At 69.1% G+C, this 18345-nt stretch carries 15 protein-coding genes; 3 read left to right on the top strand and 12 right to left on the bottom strand.

The genetic code is table 11. The features are described 5' to 3' along the window. Positions 1-30 precede the first annotated feature (30 nt). From KGA65_RS14675 to KGA65_RS14650, 6 genes are all read right to left on the bottom strand, one after another. Entirely contained in the window at positions 31-864 is an 834-nt protein-coding gene (locus KGA65_RS14675; protein WP_225863858.1) for a DUF2189 domain-containing protein, read from the bottom strand. Between the two features lie 110 nt (positions 865-974). Then, the gene (locus tag KGA65_RS14670; protein ID WP_225863857.1) at positions 975-2666 is read right to left on the bottom strand and encodes an ABC1 kinase family protein; all 1692 of its coding nucleotides are present in this window, start codon (positions 2664-2666) and stop codon (positions 975-977) included. A 38-nt stretch (positions 2667-2704) separates the two neighbouring features. Next, positions 2705-3214, bottom strand: a complete 510-nt coding sequence (gene lspA / locus KGA65_RS14665; RefSeq protein ID WP_225863856.1) for a signal peptidase II — start codon at positions 3212-3214, stop codon at positions 2705-2707. Between the two features lie 11 nt (positions 3215-3225). Then, on the bottom strand, positions 3226-6129 hold the full coding sequence (ileS, locus tag KGA65_RS14660) for an isoleucine--tRNA ligase (RefSeq protein ID WP_225863855.1): 2904 nt from the start codon (positions 6127-6129) through the stop codon (positions 3226-3228). Between the two features lie 226 nt (positions 6130-6355). Further along, on the bottom strand, positions 6356-7324 hold the full coding sequence (locus tag KGA65_RS14655) for a bifunctional riboflavin kinase/FAD synthetase (RefSeq protein WP_225863854.1): 969 nt from the start codon (positions 7322-7324) through the stop codon (positions 6356-6358). 27 nt (positions 7325-7351) lie between these two features. After that, positions 7352-8041 (bottom strand): 16S rRNA pseudouridine(516) synthase, encoded by a 690-nt coding sequence (locus tag KGA65_RS14650; RefSeq protein WP_225863853.1) that lies wholly within the window; start codon positions 8039-8041, stop codon positions 7352-7354. Positions 8042-8176: 135 nt separating this feature from the next. Between KGA65_RS14650 and KGA65_RS14645 the strand changes: the two genes are divergently transcribed. After that, entirely contained in the window at positions 8177-9004 is an 828-nt protein-coding gene (locus KGA65_RS14645) for an HDOD domain-containing protein (protein WP_225863852.1), read from the top strand. A gap of 24 nt (positions 9005-9028) precedes the next feature. On the opposite strand, the gene KGA65_RS14640 is transcribed toward KGA65_RS14645, so the two are convergent. Beyond that, positions 9029-9523, bottom strand: coding sequence for a YajQ family cyclic di-GMP-binding protein (locus tag KGA65_RS14640; RefSeq protein WP_225863851.1), 495 nt, complete (start codon positions 9521-9523; stop codon positions 9029-9031). Between the two features lie 52 nt (positions 9524-9575). On the opposite strand from KGA65_RS14640, the gene murB reads away from it, so the two are divergent. Beyond that, on the top strand, positions 9576-10592 hold the full coding sequence (gene murB / locus KGA65_RS14635; RefSeq protein WP_225863850.1) for a UDP-N-acetylmuramate dehydrogenase: 1017 nt from the start codon (positions 9576-9578) through the stop codon (positions 10590-10592). Positions 10593-10608: 16 nt separating this feature from the next. Here the strand turns inward: murB and KGA65_RS14630 are convergent, their stop codons facing one another. From KGA65_RS14630 to KGA65_RS14615, 4 genes are all read right to left on the bottom strand, one after another. Next, complete coding sequence (locus KGA65_RS14630) at positions 10609-11148, bottom strand: 3'-5' exonuclease (protein WP_225863849.1); 540 nt, start codon at positions 11146-11148, stop codon at positions 10609-10611. A gap of 91 nt (positions 11149-11239) precedes the next feature. After that, on the bottom strand, positions 11240-11530 hold the full coding sequence (locus tag KGA65_RS14625) for a GNAT family N-acetyltransferase (RefSeq protein ID WP_225863848.1): 291 nt from the start codon (positions 11528-11530) through the stop codon (positions 11240-11242). A gap of 19 nt (positions 11531-11549) precedes the next feature. Continuing rightward, positions 11550-13688 (bottom strand): prolyl oligopeptidase family serine peptidase, encoded by a 2139-nt coding sequence (locus KGA65_RS14620; protein ID WP_310740974.1) that lies wholly within the window; start codon positions 13686-13688, stop codon positions 11550-11552. A gap of 127 nt (positions 13689-13815) precedes the next feature. Continuing rightward, positions 13816-14382, bottom strand: a complete 567-nt coding sequence (locus tag KGA65_RS14615) for a YaeQ family protein (protein WP_225863847.1) — start codon at positions 14380-14382, stop codon at positions 13816-13818. A gap of 149 nt (positions 14383-14531) precedes the next feature. Between KGA65_RS14615 and KGA65_RS14610 the strand changes: the two genes are divergently transcribed. Further along, a complete protein-coding gene (locus KGA65_RS14610; RefSeq protein ID WP_225863846.1) occupies positions 14532-16610 on the top strand; it encodes a M3 family metallopeptidase in 2079 nt (692 codons plus the stop codon). Here the strand turns inward: KGA65_RS14610 and KGA65_RS14605 are convergent. Further along, positions 16517-18187: a DEAD/DEAH box helicase gene (locus tag KGA65_RS14605; RefSeq protein WP_225863845.1), complete on the bottom strand. Its 1671-nt coding sequence runs from the start codon at positions 18185-18187 to the stop codon at positions 16517-16519. The two genes, KGA65_RS14610 and KGA65_RS14605, sit on opposite strands and share 94 nt — an antisense overlap. Positions 18188-18345: the final 158 nt, after the last annotated feature.

Here is an 18345-nt window from a genome sequence, read left to right as displayed (position 1 = left end):
CCGCAAGCCCTGTGCGGGCGGGGACTCCGCTCAATCGAGGTCGGCCGAGCCGTCGTCTTCGGCCTCGGGCAGCACCGCCTCGCGATAGGCATGCCAGCTGGCGTGGCCCAGCACCGGCGCCACCACCAACAGGCCGGCGAACCAGGGCAGCATGGCCAGCGTGACCAGCACCATCAGCAGCAGCGCCCACAGCAGCATGACCAGCGGCTGGCTCAGCACCAGGCGCAGGCTGGTCAGGCCGGCGGTGACGGCGTCGGTGTCGCGGTCGAGCAGCATCGGGATCGACACCGCGCTGACCGAGAAGATCAGCCCGCCGAACACCGCGGCCACTGACAAATAGGTCAGCGCGAACTCCAGGTTTTCCCGCTCCAGCAGGGCCAGCAGCGAGCCCTTGAAGTCCGGCATGCCATCGAAGCTGACGGCGAAGACGATCAGCGAGGCGCGTCCCCACAGCATCTCCAGGATCAGCAGCACGAAGCCGAAGATGGCCAGCTGTCCGGTGCGGGTCTCCCAGGCCAGCAGTGAGCGGCCCAGGTCCGGCGTCTCCCCTTGATGCAGGGCCCGGCTGGCCTGGTACAGCCCCAGGCAGAGGCAGGGGCCCAGCAGCAGAAAGCCGGCCGACAGGGCCAGCGTGTAGGCCGGCGCATGGTGGAACACCGACAGCAGCAGCCAGCCCATCGCCATGAAGGCCGTGCCGTAGAACAGACCGATGGCCGGGCACTCGTTGAAATCGCGCCAGCCCATCAGCAGCCAGCGAAACGGCGCGCTCAGCGGCAGGGGGCGCAGGGCCGGCACGCTGCCGGCGGGGGCGGCGATGGCCGGGCGGTCGTAGGCCGCGCTGGGATGGGGAGACACCTGGGACATGGGCAAACCCTCCTTATCCCGAACCCTAACCTCGGCCGGGACGGCGTGGGGAGGGGGGCAGCCCTGTCCGCGCCAACCCGGATGCCGGGCGCGTCAGTGGGCGGCCGGACTCACTCGTCCAGGTGGCGTCGGCTGCGGATGATGGAGCGCACCAGCCAGAGCGCGCCGAAGATCGAGCCGACGAAGCCCATCAGCCCGAAGGCCGGCAGGCCCAGCAGGTGCGGGCCGCCGTTCACCGTCATGACGATGGAGGAGCCGATGATCAGCGCGGCGATCACCAGTGCGACCGACAGCCGGCTGGCCGCCCGGTCCAATTGATCGCCCACGCGCTGCAGCGACTGCACCTCGATGTTGATGTTGAGCTGGCCGCGCCGGGCCGCCCGCAGCAGGCGCGAGATGTCGTGGGGCAGTTGCTCCGCCAGCTGCAGCACCCGCTGCAGGGACTGCAGACCCCGGCTGGCCAGCGCCTTGGGCTGGTAGCGGGCGCGCACCACCTGGCGCAGCAGCGGCAGGGCTTCCTCGGCCATGTGGAACTCGGGGTCCAGCGCCCGGCCCATGCCTTCCAGCGAAATGAACGCCTTGATCAGCAGCGCCAAGTCCGAGGGCAGGGCCAGGCTGTGTTCGCGCAGGATGGCCGTCACGTCCGACAGCATCCCGCCCAGGCTCAGCTGGGCCAGTGGCGTGCCGTGGTACTGGTCGACGAAGTCCTCGATCTCGGCTTCCAGCTGCACCAGTTGCACGTTGGCGTCGGCGCCCGCCCAGTCCATCAGCACATCGGCCACGGCCTGCGGGCGGCGCTGCACCAGGCCCAGCAGCAGCTGCAGCAGTTCCTCGCGTCGGCGGGCCGACAGCCGCCCCACCATGCCGAAGTCGATGAAGGCCAGCCGGTTCTCGGGCAGGTAGAAGACGTTGCCGGGGTGGGGGTCGGCGTGGAAGAAGCCGTCCTCGACGATCATCTTCAGCACCGCCTGGGCGCCGCGCCGGGCCAGCAGCACCTTGTCCATGCCCTCGCGGGCCACCCGGTCCAGATCGGTGCCGGGCACGCCCAGGATGCGGCTTTGCACGTTCAGCCGGGCGCTGGTGTATTCCCAGTGCACGGTGGGGATCACCACAAAGCCCAGCGGCAGCAGGTTGGTGGCGATGCGCTCGGCGTTGTGGCACTCGGCGGCCAGGTCCAGCTCGCGGCGCAGCGAACGGCCGAATTCCCGCACCAGGTTCTGCGGCCGATACGGCTTGAGGGCCGGCATCTGCTTCTCGGCCACGCCGGCAAAGCGCTCCAGCAGCCGCAGGTCGGATTCGATGATGGTCTCAATGCCGGGGCGGCGGATCTTGACGATGACCTCGGTGCCGTCCTTCAGTGTGGCGCGGTGCACCTGGGCGATCGAGGCGGCGGCCAGCGGCTCGACATCGAAGCTGGCGAAGACGTCCTCGGGTTCGCCGCCCAGGTCCTGCACCAGCTGGGGCCGCAGTTGGTCCAGCGGCAGCGCCGGCACCTGGCTGTGCAGTTGCTCCAGCTCGTGGATCCACTCAGCATCCAACAGGTCGGCCCGGCCGGCCAGGATCTGGCCCAGCTTGACGAAGGTGGGCCCCAGCTCCTCCAGCGCCTTGCGCAGCTGCACCGGTGGCGGCAGGCGGGCCAGGTCGGCGGCGCCTTCCCAGTGCAGGCGGTGGCCGGCACGGTCCAGCGTGTCGGCCAAGCCCAGGCGGCGCACCAGGTCGCCCAGCCCGTGCCGGATCAGCACGCCGGCGATGTTCTTCAGCCGCCCGAAATCGCGGGCGGTGTCGATCGTGTCGAGCAGCATGGGCTCAGTCTACCGTCGGGCCCCGCGGTCGAGGCGGCTCAGCCTTTGCGCACCCGACGCAGTTCGTCGAGCACCAGGCAGATCGCGCCCAGCGTGATGGCGCTGTCGGCCAGGTTGAAGGACGGAAAGTAGCGCCCGGCGTAGTGGACCTGGATGAAGTCCACCACATAGCCGTGGATCACCCGGTCGATCACGTTGCCCAGCGCGCCGCCCAGGATCATGCTGATGGCGAAGCAGAACAGCGTCTGGCCGGGATGGCGGCGCAGCATCCAGACGATGAAGCCGGAGGCGGCCACGCCCAGTCCGATGAAGAACCAGCGCTGCCAGCCCGAGGCGCCGGCCAGGAACGAGAACGCGGCCCCGGTGTTGTGCACCCGCACGACGTTGAAGAACGAGGTGACGGTGTGGCTGTCGCCCAGCTGGAAGAAGCCGAGGATCAGTGTCTTGCTGAACTGGTCGAGCAGGATCACCGCCACGGCCAGGCCCAGCCAGACCCACAGGTTGGTGCTGTCGCCGTTGCTGGCGGACTTGCGTGGACTGCGTGCCATGCGCGCTCCGCTCAGGCCACGGTGCGGGTTTCGCCCGCGCCGTAGAGGTTGCTGCTGCAGCGGCCGCACAGCGTCGGGTGGGCGGCGTCGCTGCCCACGTCCTCACGGTAGTGCCAGCAGCGCTCGCACTTGACGGCGGTGCTGGGCGTGACCGTGACGGCCAGCTCGGCGCCGTCCACCACCGTCACCGCCGAGGTGATGGTGACGAACTTCAGGTCCTCGCCCAGCGAGCGCAGCAGGGCCGCGTCGTCGGCGCCGGCGGTGATCGTCAGCGTGGCCTGCAGCGAGGCGCCCACGGCACCGGCCGTGCGCACGGCTTCGATCTCCTTGTTGGCCAGCTCGCGGATGGCGCGGATGCGGCCCCACTTGGCCAGCAGACCCTCGTCCGGCGTCGTGAACTTCCAGAAGGTCTCGAAGAAGATCGAGCCCTGGGTTTTGGCCCCGGCGACGATCGGCCAGGCTTCTTCCGCGGTGAAGCTGAGGAAGGGGGCCATCCAGCGCAGCATGGCGTGCGTGATCTGCCACAGCGCGGTCTGGGCCGAGCGGCGGGCCAGGCTCTTGGGGGCGCTGGTGTAGAGCCGGTCCTTGAGCACATCCAGGTAGAAGGCGCCCAGGTCTTCCGAGCAGTAGACCTGCAGCTTGGACACCACCGGGTGGAACTCATAGCGGTCGAAGTGGGCCAGGATCTCGGCCTGCAGCTGGCCGGCACGGGCCAGGGCGTAGCGGTCGATCTCCAGCAGCTCGGCGTCGGGCACGGCGTCGGTGGCCGGGTCGAAGTCGGACGTGTTGGCCAGCAGGAAGCGCAGCGTGTTGCGGATGCGGCGGTAGGCGTCGATCACCCGGGCCAGGATCTTGTCGTCGCCGGCGATGTCGCCGGAGTAGTCGCTGGCGGCCACCCACAGGCGGATGATCTCGGCGCCAAGCTTCTTGTTGACCTCCTGCGGGTCGATGCCGTTGCCCAGGCTCTTGCTCATCTTGCGGCCCTGGCTGTCCACGGTGAAGCCGTGGGTCAGCAGGCCCTTGTAGGGCGCGCGGCCGAACAGCGCACAGCCCAGCAGCAACGAGCTGTGGAACCAGCCGCGGTGCTGGTCATGGCCTTCCAGGTAGAGGTCGGCCTCGGGGCCTTCGGCGTGGAAGTCGCCGTTCGGGTAGGCCTTGGCGTGGCTGCCGCGCAGCACGTGCCAGAAGGTCGAGCCCGAGTCGAACCACACCTCCAGGATGTCGGTGCTCTTGGTGTAGTGCGGGGCATCGGCGGCGCCCAGGATCTCCTCCGCGGTCACGCGGCTCCAGGCCTCGATGCCGCCCTGCTCGACGATGTCGGCGGCCTGGTCGAGGATCTCCATCGTGCGCGGATGCAGTTCGCCCGTGTCCTTGTGCAGGAAGAAAGGCACCGGCACGCCCCAGCTGCGCTGGCGGGAGATGCACCAGTCCGGCCGGTTGGCGATCATGTCGCGCAGCCGGGCCTGGCCGTTCTCGGGGTAGAAGGATGTGTGCTCGATCGCCTCCAGCGCCATCTGGCGCAGGGTCTTCTCGGCGCGGTCCTTGACGAACACGCCGCGGCTGTCGGGCGTCTCCTCGTCCATGCGGATGAACCACTGCGCGGCGGCGCGGTAGATCACCGGCGTCTTGTGGCGCCAGCAGTGCGGGTAGCTGTGGGTGATGGGCTGGGTGGCCATCAGCCGGCCGGCGTTCTTCAGTGCTTCCAGGATGACCGGCACGGCCTTCCAGATGTGCAGCCCGCCGAAGAGCGGGAAGTCGGCCGCATAGCAGCCGTTGCCCTGCACCGGGTTGAGGATCTGGTCGTAGCTCATGCCGTGGGCGACGCAGGAGTTGAAGTCGTCCAGACCATAGGCGGGGGCCGAGTGCACGATGCCGGTGCCGTCGGTGGCCGACACGTAGTCGGCCAGGTAGACCGGTGCCAGGCGGCGGTAGCCAGCATCCACGTCGTAGAGCGGGTGGCGGAAGTTCAGGCCGCCCAGCTTCTCACCCTTGGCGGTGGCCAGCACCTGGCCTTCCAGGCCAAAGCGTGCCAGGGCGGTCTCGACCAGGTCCTCGGCCAGCACCAGGCAGCCCATGGGCGTGTTGACCAGGGCGTAGTTCAGCTCGGGGTGGGCGTTCAGCGCCTGGTTGGCCGGGATGGTCCAGGCGGTGGTGGTCCAGATGACGATGAAGCCGCTCTTGCCGGCGGGCAGGGCCGGCAGGCCGAAGGCGGTGGCCAGCGCATCGGCGTCATCGGTCTCGAAGGCCACGTCCAGCGTGTCGCTCTTCTTGTCGGCGTATTCGATCTCGAACTCGGCCAGCGAGCTGCCGCAGTCGAAGCACCAGTACACCGGCTTCAGGCCACGGTAGACGAAGCCGCGTTCGATCACCCGCTTGAAGGCGCGCAGCTCACCGGCCTCGTTGGCGAAGTCCATCGTGCGGTAGGGGCGCTCCCAGTCGCCCAGCACGCCCAGGCGCTTGAAGTCCTCGCGCTGCTGGTTGATCTGCTCGGTGGCGTAGGCACGGCTCTTGGCCTGCATGTCGTCCCGGCTCAGGTTGCGGCCGTACTTCTTCTCGATCGCGTTCTCGATCGGCAGGCCGTGGCAGTCCCAACCGGGGATGTACTGGGCGTCAAAGCCAGCCAGCTGGCGGCTCTTGACGATCATGTCCTTGAGCACCTTGTTGACCGCGTGGCCCATGTGGATCTGGCCGTTGGCGTACGGGGGGCCGTCGTGCAGCACGAACAGCGGGGCGCCGTGGCGGGCGTCGCGCAGGCGCTTGTACAGGCCGCTCTCGTTCCAGTCCTTCACCCAGCCCGGTTCGCGCTTGGGCAGGTCGCCACGCATCGGGAAGGGGGTGTCGGGCATGTTCAGCGTGGCGCGGTAGGCGCTGCTGTCCTTGGCGTCGTTCTTCGGGGCGGATTTCTTGTCGGTCATGGCTTCTCGTGCGGCGCAGGAAGGGGCGCGCACTGGCAGGCGAAAAGGGAGGAACGGCGCCGCAGGCGCCGCGCGACAGAGCTGGCGGGGCCCGGTTCAGGCCGCGCCGAGCGGAATTCGGTCGCGCGTGGTCTGCCGGCGCACCGCGGTGTGTTCGCAGCAGGAGCCGGCCAGGAGGGGAGCGGGGCGCATCCTTGGATTCTAGCGGCCGGCCGCCAGCGGCGGTTCAGACGCCGTAGGCGCGCCACCAGGCCGTGGCATCCACCACGTCCTGGGCAATGCCGGCCCGCAGGGCCTCCAGCGAGGGGTAGCGGCGTTCGTCGTGCAGCTTGTGCATCAGCTCCACCCGCAGCAGGCGGGCGTAGCCGCCTTCCAGCGCGATGTGGGCTGGCCAGTCCAGGCAATGCACCTCCAGCAGCACCCGGCCGGCGTCTTCCACCGACGGGCGCACGCCCAGACTGGCCACGCCCGGCAGCGGGCTGGGGCCCAGGCCGTGCACCCGCACGACGAAGATGCCCTGGGCGGCGGGGCGGTGCGAGGGAAAGCGCAGGTTCAGCGTGCGAAAGCCCAGGTCACGGCCCAGCTTGCGGCCATGCACCACATGGCCGGAGATGCAGTAGGGCCGGCCCAGCAGGGTGGCGGCGCGGCGCATGTCGCCGGCGGCCAGGGCCTCGCGCACGGCCGAGCTGGAGACGCGCAGGCCGTGCACCTCATAGCTCATCATGCGGGCGACGTCGAAACCCAGGTCGTTGCCAGCGGCATCCAGCAGCGCGTAGTCACCCGCCCGCTTGGCGCCAAAGCGGAAATCATCGCCCACCAGCACGTAGCGGGCCTTGAGCTGGTTCACCAGCACCTGGCGGATGAAGTCGTCCGGTGAGAGGCTGGCCAGACGGTCGTCAAAGCGCATCAGCACCACGTCATCCACACCGCAGTGCTCCAACTCCTGCAGCTTGTCGCGCAGCGTGGCGATGCGCAGCGGCGCCGCCTCGGGCTTGCCCAGCTTCTGTGCAAACCAGTCGCGTGGGTGCGGCTCGAAGGTCATCACGCAGCTGCGCAGGCCACGCAGCCGGGCTTCGTTGTTCAGCAGGGCCAGCATGGCTTGGTGGCCACGGTGCACGCCGTCAAAGTTGCCGATGGTGAGCGCACAGCCGGGACCGGCGGCGAAGGACGGGTGGTGGCCTCGGAAAACTCGCATGACGGATCGATTATCGGTGCAGGGTCATCAGCCCGCCGGCCAACCGGGAATCCAGCACCATTGGCCGGGCGCCAGGTCGGCCGGCAGGCTCAGCGGGCCGAAGCGGCTGCGGTGCAGGGCCTCGACCCGGTTGCCGATGGCGGCGACCATGCGCTTGACCTGGTGGTACTTGCCCTCCGTCAGCGTGAGCCGCAGGTGGGTCTCGTCGACCAGCTCGCAGGCGGCGGCGGCCACCGGGGCCGGGTCGTCGTCCAGCACCACCCCGGCCAGCAGGCGGGGCACCGCGTCCGCGGCCAGTGGGTGCTTGCAGCTCACCTCGTACACCTTGGGCACATGGTGCTTGGGGGAGGTGAGCTTGTGGATCAGCCGGCCATCGTCGGTCAGCAGCAGCAGGCCGGTGGTGTCCTCGTCCAGCCGGCCGATGGGCTGCACCCCGCGTTCCCGCAGCGGCGGTGGCAGCAGCGTCAGCACGCTGGGGTGGTGCTTGGGCTTTTGCGAGCACTCATAGCCCGCAGGCTTGTGCAGCATCACCAGCGCCTGGGCGTGGTAAGGCCAGTCCTTGCCCTCCACGGTCAGCACCAGGCCCTCGGTGGGCAGGTCCTCATGGGGGTCGTCGAGCACGCGCTCGCCCAGGCGGACCAGACCGGCCTCGACCAGCCCGGCACACACCCGCCGGGTGCCGAAGCCCTGGCTGAACAGGATTTGAGTCACTTTCACCGCGCCATTGTCCGGTGTTTTGAGCGGTATCCGGGTCGGTGCTGATGCGCGGGCCGGCGGGCGGGTGTTCGATCACCGGGGCGGACACCGCCAGCGTGCGGTCCGACGTTCGACTCACCTGTTGATGGAGACACCATGCCGTTGATGGACAAGTATTTCGCCAACCCCGCGGCGCTGCCGTCGATGCCGGAGGTGGCGCACAGCCTGATGCAGTCCCTGGACAAGGCCTCGCTGGGCCTGCGGGAACTCTCCCAACTGATCGCGCAAGACCAGGGCCTGTCGGTCAAGGTGCTGCGGCTGGCCAATTCCCCCCACTACAGCCCCAGCCATTCGGTGGCCACGCTGCAGGACGCGGCCGTCATCATCGGCCTGGAGGGCTTGCGTGACCTGGCGCTGGCCGCTTGCGCGGCCGGGGCGTTCCCGCAGGTCGACGGTTTTGACCGCATGCGCTTCTGGCGCCAGTGCCTGGCGACGGCCGACCATGCCCGCGTGCTGGCGGGCGCATGCGATCTGGACCCCGACACCGCCCATCTGGCCGGGATGGTGATGCGCACTGGCGAGCTGCTGATGCTGATGCAGGACCCGGAGGCCATGGCCCAGGCTGAGCGGCAGGCCAGCCTGCCGGACAGCCTGCTGGACCATGAGCGCCGTCTGCTGCAGTGCAGCCATGTGCAGGTCACTGCCGAGCTGGCGCGGCGCTGGCAGTTCCCCGGCGCCCTGGTGCTGGCGCTGAGTGCGGCGGACGACCCGCTGGCCTGCCGGCCGTTCTGCCGGCTGGGGGCCGTGCTGCGCCTGGCCAGCGTGATGGCCGAGGCCGGCGAGCAGGGCGGCCTCGCGCTGACCGACGCGCTGGCGGCGCAGGAGGAACTGGTGCAGCGGCTGGGCCTGGAGCTGGACTGGGTCAAGACGCATCTGCGCCCGCATGCGGTGCCGACGGGCCGCGGCGAGCACCTGCTGCACTGAGGAGGGGGACCGGCGCGGTGCCGGTCAGTCGCGGAAGTTCTGGTACTTCAGCGGCTGGTCGGCGAACTCCTTCTTCAGCAGGGCGATGGCCAGCTGCAGGTCGTCCCGGTTCTTGCCGGTCACGCGCACTTCATCGCCCTGGATGCTGGCCTGCACCTTGAGCTTGCTGTTCTTGAGCCCGCCGGTGATCTTCTTGGCCAGTTCGGCCTCGATGCCTGCCTTGATCTTGTAGGTCTGGCGCACCTTGTCGCCGCCGATCTTCTCGATCTTGCCGCTCATGTCCAGGTAGTTGACGGTGACGCCCTGCTTGGTGAGCTTGCCGATCAGCACGGTGCTGACCTGCTCGATCTGGAAGTCGCCATCACCCACGAGCTGGATTTCCTTTTCCTTCTCCTTGAGTTCCACGGCGGCCGAGGTGCCCTTGAAGTCGAAGCGGGTGGCGATCTCCTTCTGGGCGTTGCTCACCGAATTCTTGATGGCCACCATGTCGGGTTCGAGGACGGCGTCAAAGCTGGGCATGGTTGTGCTTTCTTCAGAAGGAGCGGTTTGAGAAATGGCGGAAAATTCTGCCATGCAAATCGAACCGGGCGTCAGCCTGAAACCCTACAACACCTTCGGCCTGCCAGCGGTGGCGGGGCAGTTGGTGCGCATCCGTTCAGAGGCCGACGTCCGTGCGGTGGTGGACCACCCGGAACTGGGCCTGGCGCCCAAGTTCGTGCTGGGGGGCGGCAGCAATGTCATTCTGACCCGTGACATGCCCGAGCTGGTGCTCAAGGTCGAGATTCTGGGCAAGCGCCTGGTCGAGGAAACCGAGCGGGCGGTGATCGTCGAGTTCGGTGCCGGCGAGCGCTGGCACGACGCCGTGGCCTGGACGCTGGAACAGGGCTGGGGCGGCATGGAGAACATGGCGCTGATCCCCGGCACCGTGGGCGCGGCCCCGGTGCAGAACATCGGCGCCTACGGGCTGGAACTGCAGGACCGCTTCGAGTCGCTCGACACGGTGGACCTGCTGACCGGCCGCACCGTCACGCTCAACGCGGCCCAGTGCCAGTTTGGCTACCGCGATTCCATCTTCAAGCGGGCGCTGGCGGGCAAGAGCGTGATCACGCGGGTGCGCCTGCGCCTGCCCAAACCCTGGCAGCCGGTGCTGGGCTACCTGGACCTGGAGCGCAAGATGGACGAGACGGGCAACCACCAGCCCGACGCGCGCACCATCTTCCAGTGGGTTTGCGAGGTGCGGCGCGCCAAGCTGCCCGATCCGGCCGTGATCGGCAACGTGGGCAGCTTCTTCAAGAATCCCATCGTCACCGAGGAGCAGTGCCGCGACATCATCGCCCGCGATCCGCACGTGGTGCACTACCCGCTGGAGGATGGCCGCTTCAAGCTGGCCGCCGGCTGGATGATTGACGCCTGTGGCTGGAAGGGCAAGACCGTCGGCCATGCCGGGGTCTACGACAAGCAGGCCCTGGTGCTGGTCAACCGCGGCGATGCGATCGGCTCCGAAGTGCAGACCCTGGCCCGGGCGATCCAGGAGAGCGTCTACGGCCGCTTCGGCATCCGGCTGGAGATGGAGCCGGTGATGGTCTGAGGGGGCTGCCGCCGGCTCAGGCGGCGGCCATCGGCGCTGTGCCCGGGGCCTGGCGCAGCTGCCCCAGGGCCAGTTGCAGCACGCGGGCATCGCTGCTGGCGCGGTGGCGCGTCAGCTGCAGGCTGCTGCGGACCTCGGCGCAGGTCTGGTCCCAGTGCTCGGCGTGGGCTTCCTCGATCAGCTCATGCAGGTGGCGCAGGGTGAAAGCCGGTTGCAGGCCCGCTTCCTCGAACAGCAGAGCCAGCCAGGTGTAGTCGTGGGCCCAGCCGTCGCAGTAGACGGTGCAGCCCCGCAGGTGGGTGTTCAGCAGCTCGGCCACTTCTTCCGGTGTCTTGCCGCGCTGCTCCAGCAGCTCGCGGGTCAGGCCGTGCAGGCGCTCGGCGCGGCCATCCCAGTGCGTCCAGTGCGCGGGCGGGCGCACCAGGGTACAAACCGACTCGCCATTGGGCAGCACGAAGCCAACCTCGATCGGGTAGCTGCCGCGGCCGAAGCCGGAGGCCTCGATGTCGATCACGCAGGGCAGGGGGCCGGGAGGGGCGGTGGCGGGGGCTGGCATGGGGATCCCTGAAGGTGTTCGGAATTGTGTTGTCCCCACCAGCAACAAGCGTACCCGGGCGAGCCCGGGGGCGGTGTCGCTCAGGGGCCGCTCAGGGGGCCAGCAGGTCGGCCGTCTCCGGATGGCGGCGCATGTACACCGCCACATAGCTGCAGCTGGGCCGCACCTTCAGCCCCTGGGCCCGGGCATGGGCCAGCGCGGCGGCCACCAGCTTGGCGGCAATGCCGCGGCCTTCCAGCGCGGGGGGCACGCCTGTGTGCAGCATGTCCATCACACCGTTGTGCAGGTGGTAGCTGGCCACGCACAGCAGGTTGCTGACCTTGGTCTCAAAGCGGGAGGCCGCCACGTTGTGCACGATGGTCGGCTCGGTCGTGTCGCTCATCGAAGGCTCCTGGCGATGCTCAGCGCTGCGGGGTGGAACCCAGCTGGTTCCACAGGAAGGCGAATTCCAGGGCCTGGCGGTCGGCCAGCTGGGCGTTGTTGGCCGCGCTCCCGTGGCCGCCTTCGATGTTCTCGTAATAGAGCACGTCATGGCCCTGGGCCATCATGCGCGCGGCCATCTTGCGTGCGTGCCCCGGGTGAACCCGGTCATCGCGCGTCGAGGTGACGAAGAACACCTTCGGGTAGGTCACGTCCGCCTTGACGTTCTGGTAGGGGCTGTAGCGCGAGATGGACGCCCACTCGGCCGGCACGTCCGGGTTGCCGTACTCGGCCATCCAGCTGGCGCCGGCCAGCAGTTTGTTGAAGCGCTTCATGTCCAGCAGCGGCACCTGGCAGACCACGGCGTTGAACAGGTCCGGGCGCTGGACCAGCACCGCGCCCATCAGCAGGCCGCCATTGCTGCCGCCCATGATGCCCAGTTGCTGCGGGCGGGTGATCTTGCGGGCCACCAGGTCCTCGGCGATCGCGATGAAGTCGTCGTAGCTGCGCTGCTTGTTCGCCTTGATGGCGGCCTGGTGCCAGGCCGGGCCGTACTCGCCGCCGCCACGGATGTTGGCCACCACGGCCACGCCGCCCCGGCTCAGCCAGGCCTGGCCCCAGCTGGCCGAGTACCAGGGCTGCATTGACACCTCGAAGCCGCCATAGCCGTAGAGCAGGGTCGGGTTGTGGCCATCCGCCTTGGCGCCGCGCGGCCAGATCACGAAATAGGGCACCTTGGTGCCGTCCTTCGAGGTGGCGAACTGCTGCTCCACCCGCATGCCGGTGGCGTCGAAGAAGGCCGGTCGGGCCTTGATCTTCACCAGCCGGTCGCTGCTGGCGTCGCCCAGGTACAGCGTGTCCGGCGTCAGGAAGTCGACGTAGGAGAGCAGGAACTGCTCGGCCAAGGGGTCATGAGGCACCTGCGGGTCGTGCAGGGCCTGCACATGCAGCGTGCCGGGGAAGGGGGTGTCGATCGCCCGTTCCTCCCAGCCGCCCGGGGTCCGGCGCCAGGCCACCACCCGGTTGGCCACGTTGTCCATCACCGAGAGCAGCACCTGGCTGCCGGTGGTGGTGAAGGCGTCCAGCGAGCGGGTGGTCGTGGGGGTGAACAGGGCGGTGAACTGGCGCTCGCCCTTCAGGTAGGCCGCGGCATCGCTCAGCAGCAGCGAGCCGCTGGGCCAAGTGCGGCCTGCCACGGTCCAGTCGCTGCGCAGCTTGATCAGCACATGGGCCTGCCAGAAGCTCAACTGGGCATCGAGCGGCTTGTCGACCGGCACCAGCCGGCCGTCCTGCCACAGCGCGATTTCATTGGTGAAGAAATCGGGCGCGCGGCCGACCAGCACCCGCTCAAAACCCGGGGTCGGGTCCACCGAGACGAAGGCCGAGACGTCGGTCTGGCGCCCCTCGTAGACCTTCACAGCGGCGCTCAGCGGGGTGCCACGCTGCCACAGCCGGATCACGCGCGGGTAGCCGGAATCGGTTTGCGAGCCCGGCCCGAAGTCGGTGCCCACGAAGAGATGGTCCTCGTCCAGCCAGTCCAGTTCGGATTTGGCCTCCGGCAGCAAGAAGCCTCCCTCGACGAAGCGGCGGGTGGCCAGGTCGAACTCACGCACGACCTTGGCGTCCGCGCCGCCGCGGGACAGCGACACCAGGCAGCGGGTCGAGCGGCCGCCCAGCAGCTGCGCCCCGCCCCAGACCCAGTTCTCCGTCTCCGCACGGGCCAGGGCATCCAGGTCGAGGATCAGTTCCCACTGCGGGTCGGCCTGGCGGAAACGCGCCAGCGTGGTGCGGCGCCACAGGCCGCGCGGGTTTTGCTCGTCGCGCCAGAAGTTGTAGAGCCAGTCGCCGCGGCGGGTCACCGCCGGGATGCGTTCCTTCGAATCCAGGATGGCCTGCAGGCTGTGCCGGGTCTCGGCAAAGCCGGGGCGCGCCTCCAGCAGCTTGCGGCTGGCCGCGTTGTGCTCGCGCACCCAGTGGAGGGCACGTTCACCCTCGACATCCTCCAGCCACAGGAAGGGGTCGTCGGTCTCGGGGCGGGGGGCGGCGGTCTGGGCCATGGTGAGAGGGGCGCTGGTGGCGCCCAGCAGGGCAAGAGCCTGGCGGCGGGTGAACAAGGTCATGCGGGCAGCGGCGCGGGTGGCACCGAAGAGAAGAGGAGCCGGGGCGGATCACGGCCGGGCCGGTCAACGGACGGAAGTTCGAGGCTGGCGATGATAGGCGCGGCCGCGCTCCCTGTTCTGGGGATGGTCAGCTGCGCACTGTCGGGCGTTGCAGGGCGATGGGCTCCAAAGCCACCGAATGCTCGCCATTGCCCACCCAGATCTGTCCCTCCTGCACCGTCACCTGCAGCTGCATGCCGCGGGCGGCCAGGCCGGCCAGCTCGCGGCTGGCTTCGACGGGCACCTGCCAGACCTCCAGGTTGGACAGACGGGCCACCTTGCCGGCCAGGCCCTGCCACCAGATGGGGGCGGAACTGCCGTAGGTCCAGATGCGCACCTTCTCGGCACGGCCACAGGCCTTGGCCAGGCGGCGGTCGTCGGGCTGTCCCACCTCGATCCACTGCACCAGGGCCCCGGTCAGGTCCTTCTGCCAGAGGTCGGGTTCATCGGTGTCCGACAGTCCGGCGGCGAACTCCAGCGCCCCACGGTCGGTGTCGGGTGGCACGGCCAGCGCGAAGGCCAGCAGCCGCATCATCAACCGTTCATCGGTCTCGGACGGGTGGCGGGCCAGCGTGAGCGAATGGTCGGCATAGAGCGAGCGATCCATGTCGGCGATCTGCAGCTGGGCCTTGTAGACAGTGGACTTGAGGGCCATGGGACGGTGAGCCAAGGAAAGGAACCCACCAGTGTAGGGCCGATGGCCTGCGGAATCCCTGCCGAGGGCAGGGCGGGCGGGTGGAGATCACGCGCAGGGCGGTGGCATCATGAAGCGCAGGGAAACACCACAAGAGGCCAGAGCACACGATGAACACCCACCACAATCCTTTGCTGGCCAAGTGGCCTGGGCCCTATGGCCTGCCCCCGTTCGCGGAGATCCAGCCGGGTCATTTCGGGCCGGCGATGCAGGCGGCGATGGCCGAGCAGCTCGAAGAGCTGGACGCCATTGCGGGCAACCCAGAAGCCCCGAACTTCGAGAACACCGTGGCGGCCCTGGACCGTTCCGGCGCCTGGCTCTACCGGTTGGATGCGCTGCTGTCCAACCTGACCGCCTCGGCCACCTCGCCGGCCCTGCAGGCGGTGCAGCGCGAACTGGCCGCCCCGATGGCGGCGCACGACACCCGGGTCAAGATGCACCCGGGGGTGTTTGCGCGGCTGGACGCACTGCATGGGCAGCGCCATGCGCTGGGCTTGGTGCCCGAGGCCTTGCGTCTGCTGGAGCGCCTGCACCTGGATTGCGTGCGGGCCGGCGCCCGCCTGGGGCCGGCGGCCCAGGTGCGCTATGCGGCCATCATGGAAGAACTGGCCACGCTGTGCACTCAGTTCGCCCAGAACGTGCTGGCCGATGAGGCGGCCTACCAGCTGGTGCTGCGCGGCGATGCCGACCTGGCCGGCCTGCCGGACTTCGTGCGCGCCGCCGCACGTCAGGCCGCAGCCGAGCGTGACCTGGACGAGGCCGCTCATGTCATCACCCTGAACCGCTCGCTGATCGAGCCCTTCCTGACCTATTCCGACCGGCGCGACCTGCGTGAGCAAGCCTGGGCCGCCTGGAGCCGCCGTGGCGAGATGGCGGGCGACACGGACAACCGTGCCTTGATTGAGCGCATCCTGGTGCTGCGCAATGCCCAGGCGCGCGAACACGGCTTCGACAACTACGCCGACTACGTGCTGACCGACAGCATGGCCGGCGGCCAGCAGGCGGTACGGCAACTGCTGGGCGAGGTCTGGCAGCGGGCCCTGCCGGCGGCCGAGCGCGAGCGCCAGGCGCTGATCGCGATGATGCGCAGCCACGGTGTGGAGGGCGAGCCCGAGGCCTGGGACTGGCGTTACTGGTCGGAGAAGGTGCGGCAGGCCCGCTACGACATCGACGACGCCGAGGTGAAGCCGTACTTCTCGTTGGAGCGCATGGTCGAGGCCTTGTTCGACTGCGCCCAGCGCCTGTTCGGCGTGCGCTTCGAGGCCCGGCCGGAGGTGTCGGCCTACCACCCGGATGTGAAGGTCTACGAGATGTTCGACGCAGACGGGCGCAGCGCCGGCCTGTTCCTGCAGGACAACTTCGCCCGTGCCACCAAGCGCTCGGGCGCCTGGATGAGCGACTTTGCCTACCAGTCGCGCAACCGCGGGGTGGAGCGGCCCATCATCGTCAACAACAACAACTTCGCCAAGGCGGCGCCCGGCCAGCCCACGCTGCTGTCCTTCGACGACGCGCGCACGCTGTTCCACGAGTTCGGCCATGGCCTGCATGGTCTGCTGTCCAACGTCACCTACCACCGGCTGGCCGGCACGCAGGTGCTGCGCGACTTCGTGGAGCTGCCCTCGCAGCTGTTCGAGCACTGGCTGGGCGAGCCCGAGGTGCTGCGTCGCCATGCCCGCCACTGGCAGACGGGCGAGCCGATCCCACAGGGGCTGATCGACCGCCTGGAGACGGCGCGCCGCTGGGGGCAGGGCTATGAGACGGTGAGCTACACCGGCAGTGCGCTGGTGGACCTGGAGGTCCACGCGCTGAGCGACCCGGCGGGGCCGGGCGATGTGGTGGCCTTCGAGCAGGCCGCGCTGCAGCGGCTGGGCATGCCGGCCGCGGTGGGCATGCGGCATCGCTTGCCGCATTTCCAGCATCTGTTCGCCGGCGCGGGCTATGCCGCGGGCTACTACGTCTACCTCTGGGCCGAGGTGCTGGATGCCGACGCCTTCAACGCCTTTGTCGAGGCCGGCAACCCCTTTGATCCAAGGGTGGCGCAGCGGCTGCTGCGCCACATCTACGCGGTGGGGGACACGGTGGACCCCACCGCGGCTTACACGTCCTTCCGGGGACGCTTGCCGGCGTTGGAGCCGCTGTTGGCAAAGCGCGGCTTGTTGCCGGCCGAGGCCGGCTTGCCAGCGCCCTGACGCGGGCCGCGGTTGTCGCGGTTGCCTTCAAAAGGCGCGCGCGGCGGACGCTCGGCCCCGTCACGGCGGTCGAAGACCGGGCGGTCGGTGCGCGGCGTGCGGTGCTCGAACGGCGCGGTTTCGCGGCGGGCGGAAGGCCCACCGTCACGACGTTCGAAGTAGCCGCCATCGCGCTGGCCGCCTTCACGGCGCTCGAACGGACCATCCTGGCGGCCGAAGGCCGGGCGCTCTGCACGGTCGAACGGACGATCGGTGGGGCGACGGTCACGCGGCGGGCGCGCACCGTAGCCCTGGCGGTCCTGCTGGCCGCCCTTGCCGCCAAAGCCACCCCCGAACCCACCGCCGAAGCTGCCACGGCCGCGCGGTGCGCCACCCCGCGGCGGACGCGCACCGAAGATCTCCGGTGCCGGCCGGCTGGGTTCCAGACCTTCCACCGTGATCACCGGGATCGGCTGCGTGGTGTACTGCTGGATGCGGCGGATCATCGGCACATCGCGGCGCTCGGCCAGCGTCACGGCACGGCCCTCGCGGCCGGCACGGCCGGTACGGCCGATGCGGTGCACATAGTCCTCGGCCTTGAGCGGCAGACCGTAGTTGATCACGTGGGTGATGGTGGGCACGTCGATGCCGCGGGCGGCCACGTCGGTGGCCACCAGGATGCGCAGCTGACGGCTGCGCAGGCCTTGCAGCACGCGGTTGCGGCGGCCTTGCGGCATGCCACCGTGCAGTGCAGCAACCTTGTGGCCCATGTCGGCCAGGCGGTCCGCCAGGAAGTCGGCATCGACCTGGGTGCTGGTGAAGACCACGGCCTGGTCCACGGCACGGTCGGTCAGCAGGCTGTCGAGCAGGGCCTGCTTGTGGTCGATGCTGTCGGCCCACATCAGCTGCTGGGTGATGTTTTCATGCTTGGCGGTGTGGCCGTCCACCTCGATGCGTTCGACATCTTCCTTCTGCAGGCGCTGGGCCAGGCGGCCTACTTCACCGTCGAAGGTGGCGCTGGCCATCAGCGTCTGACGCTTGGCGGGCAGCTGCGCAGCGATGTGCTCGATGTCCTCGATGAAGCCCATGTCCAGCATGCGGTCGGCTTCGTCCAGCACCAGCATCTCGACGTTCTCCAGCACGGCCTTGCCGCTCTGGATGTGGTCGATCAGGCGGCCCGGGGTGGCGATCAGGATGTCCAGCGGGCTGCGCAGCGCCTTGAGCTGGGCGGGGTAGGGCACGCCGCCGACCACGCTGGTCACCGACAGCCATTGGACATGGCGGCCGTAGTCGGAGGCCGCCTTGGCCACCTGCATCGACAGTTCACGGGTGGGCACCAGCACCAGGATGCGCGGGCCTTTGACCTCACCGCGCTTGGGCTTGTTGGCGGGGTCCTTGCGGGCCTCCAGCACGCGCATCAGCGCGGGCAGCACGAAGGACGCGGTCTTGCCGCTGCCCGTGGCAGAGCAGACGCGCAGATCGCGCCCGGCCAACGCGGCCGGAATGGCACGGGCCTGGACTTCAGTGGGGTTCTCGTAGCCGGCGGTGCGCACGGCGCTCAGCAGGGCCTCGTCGAGACCCAGGGATTCAAAACTCATATCAACCTTCAAAGAGCACCGGGCAGCCCAGATCAAAGCAAAGGGCTGCGAACGGCACGGTGGGGCAGTCAAGGGCATCGCCACCGACCGTGCTGGGCCACCTGCAGACTGCAGCGAAGCCCGGCTCTGATGAACCACCTGGCAGGCCGAGGCCCACA

Source organism: Ideonella benzenivorans (genome assembly GCF_020387415.1).
Lineage (GTDB): Bacteria > Pseudomonadota > Gammaproteobacteria > Burkholderiales > Burkholderiaceae_C > Ideonella > Ideonella benzenivorans.
This window is presented reverse-complemented; position numbering and strand designations above follow the sequence as displayed.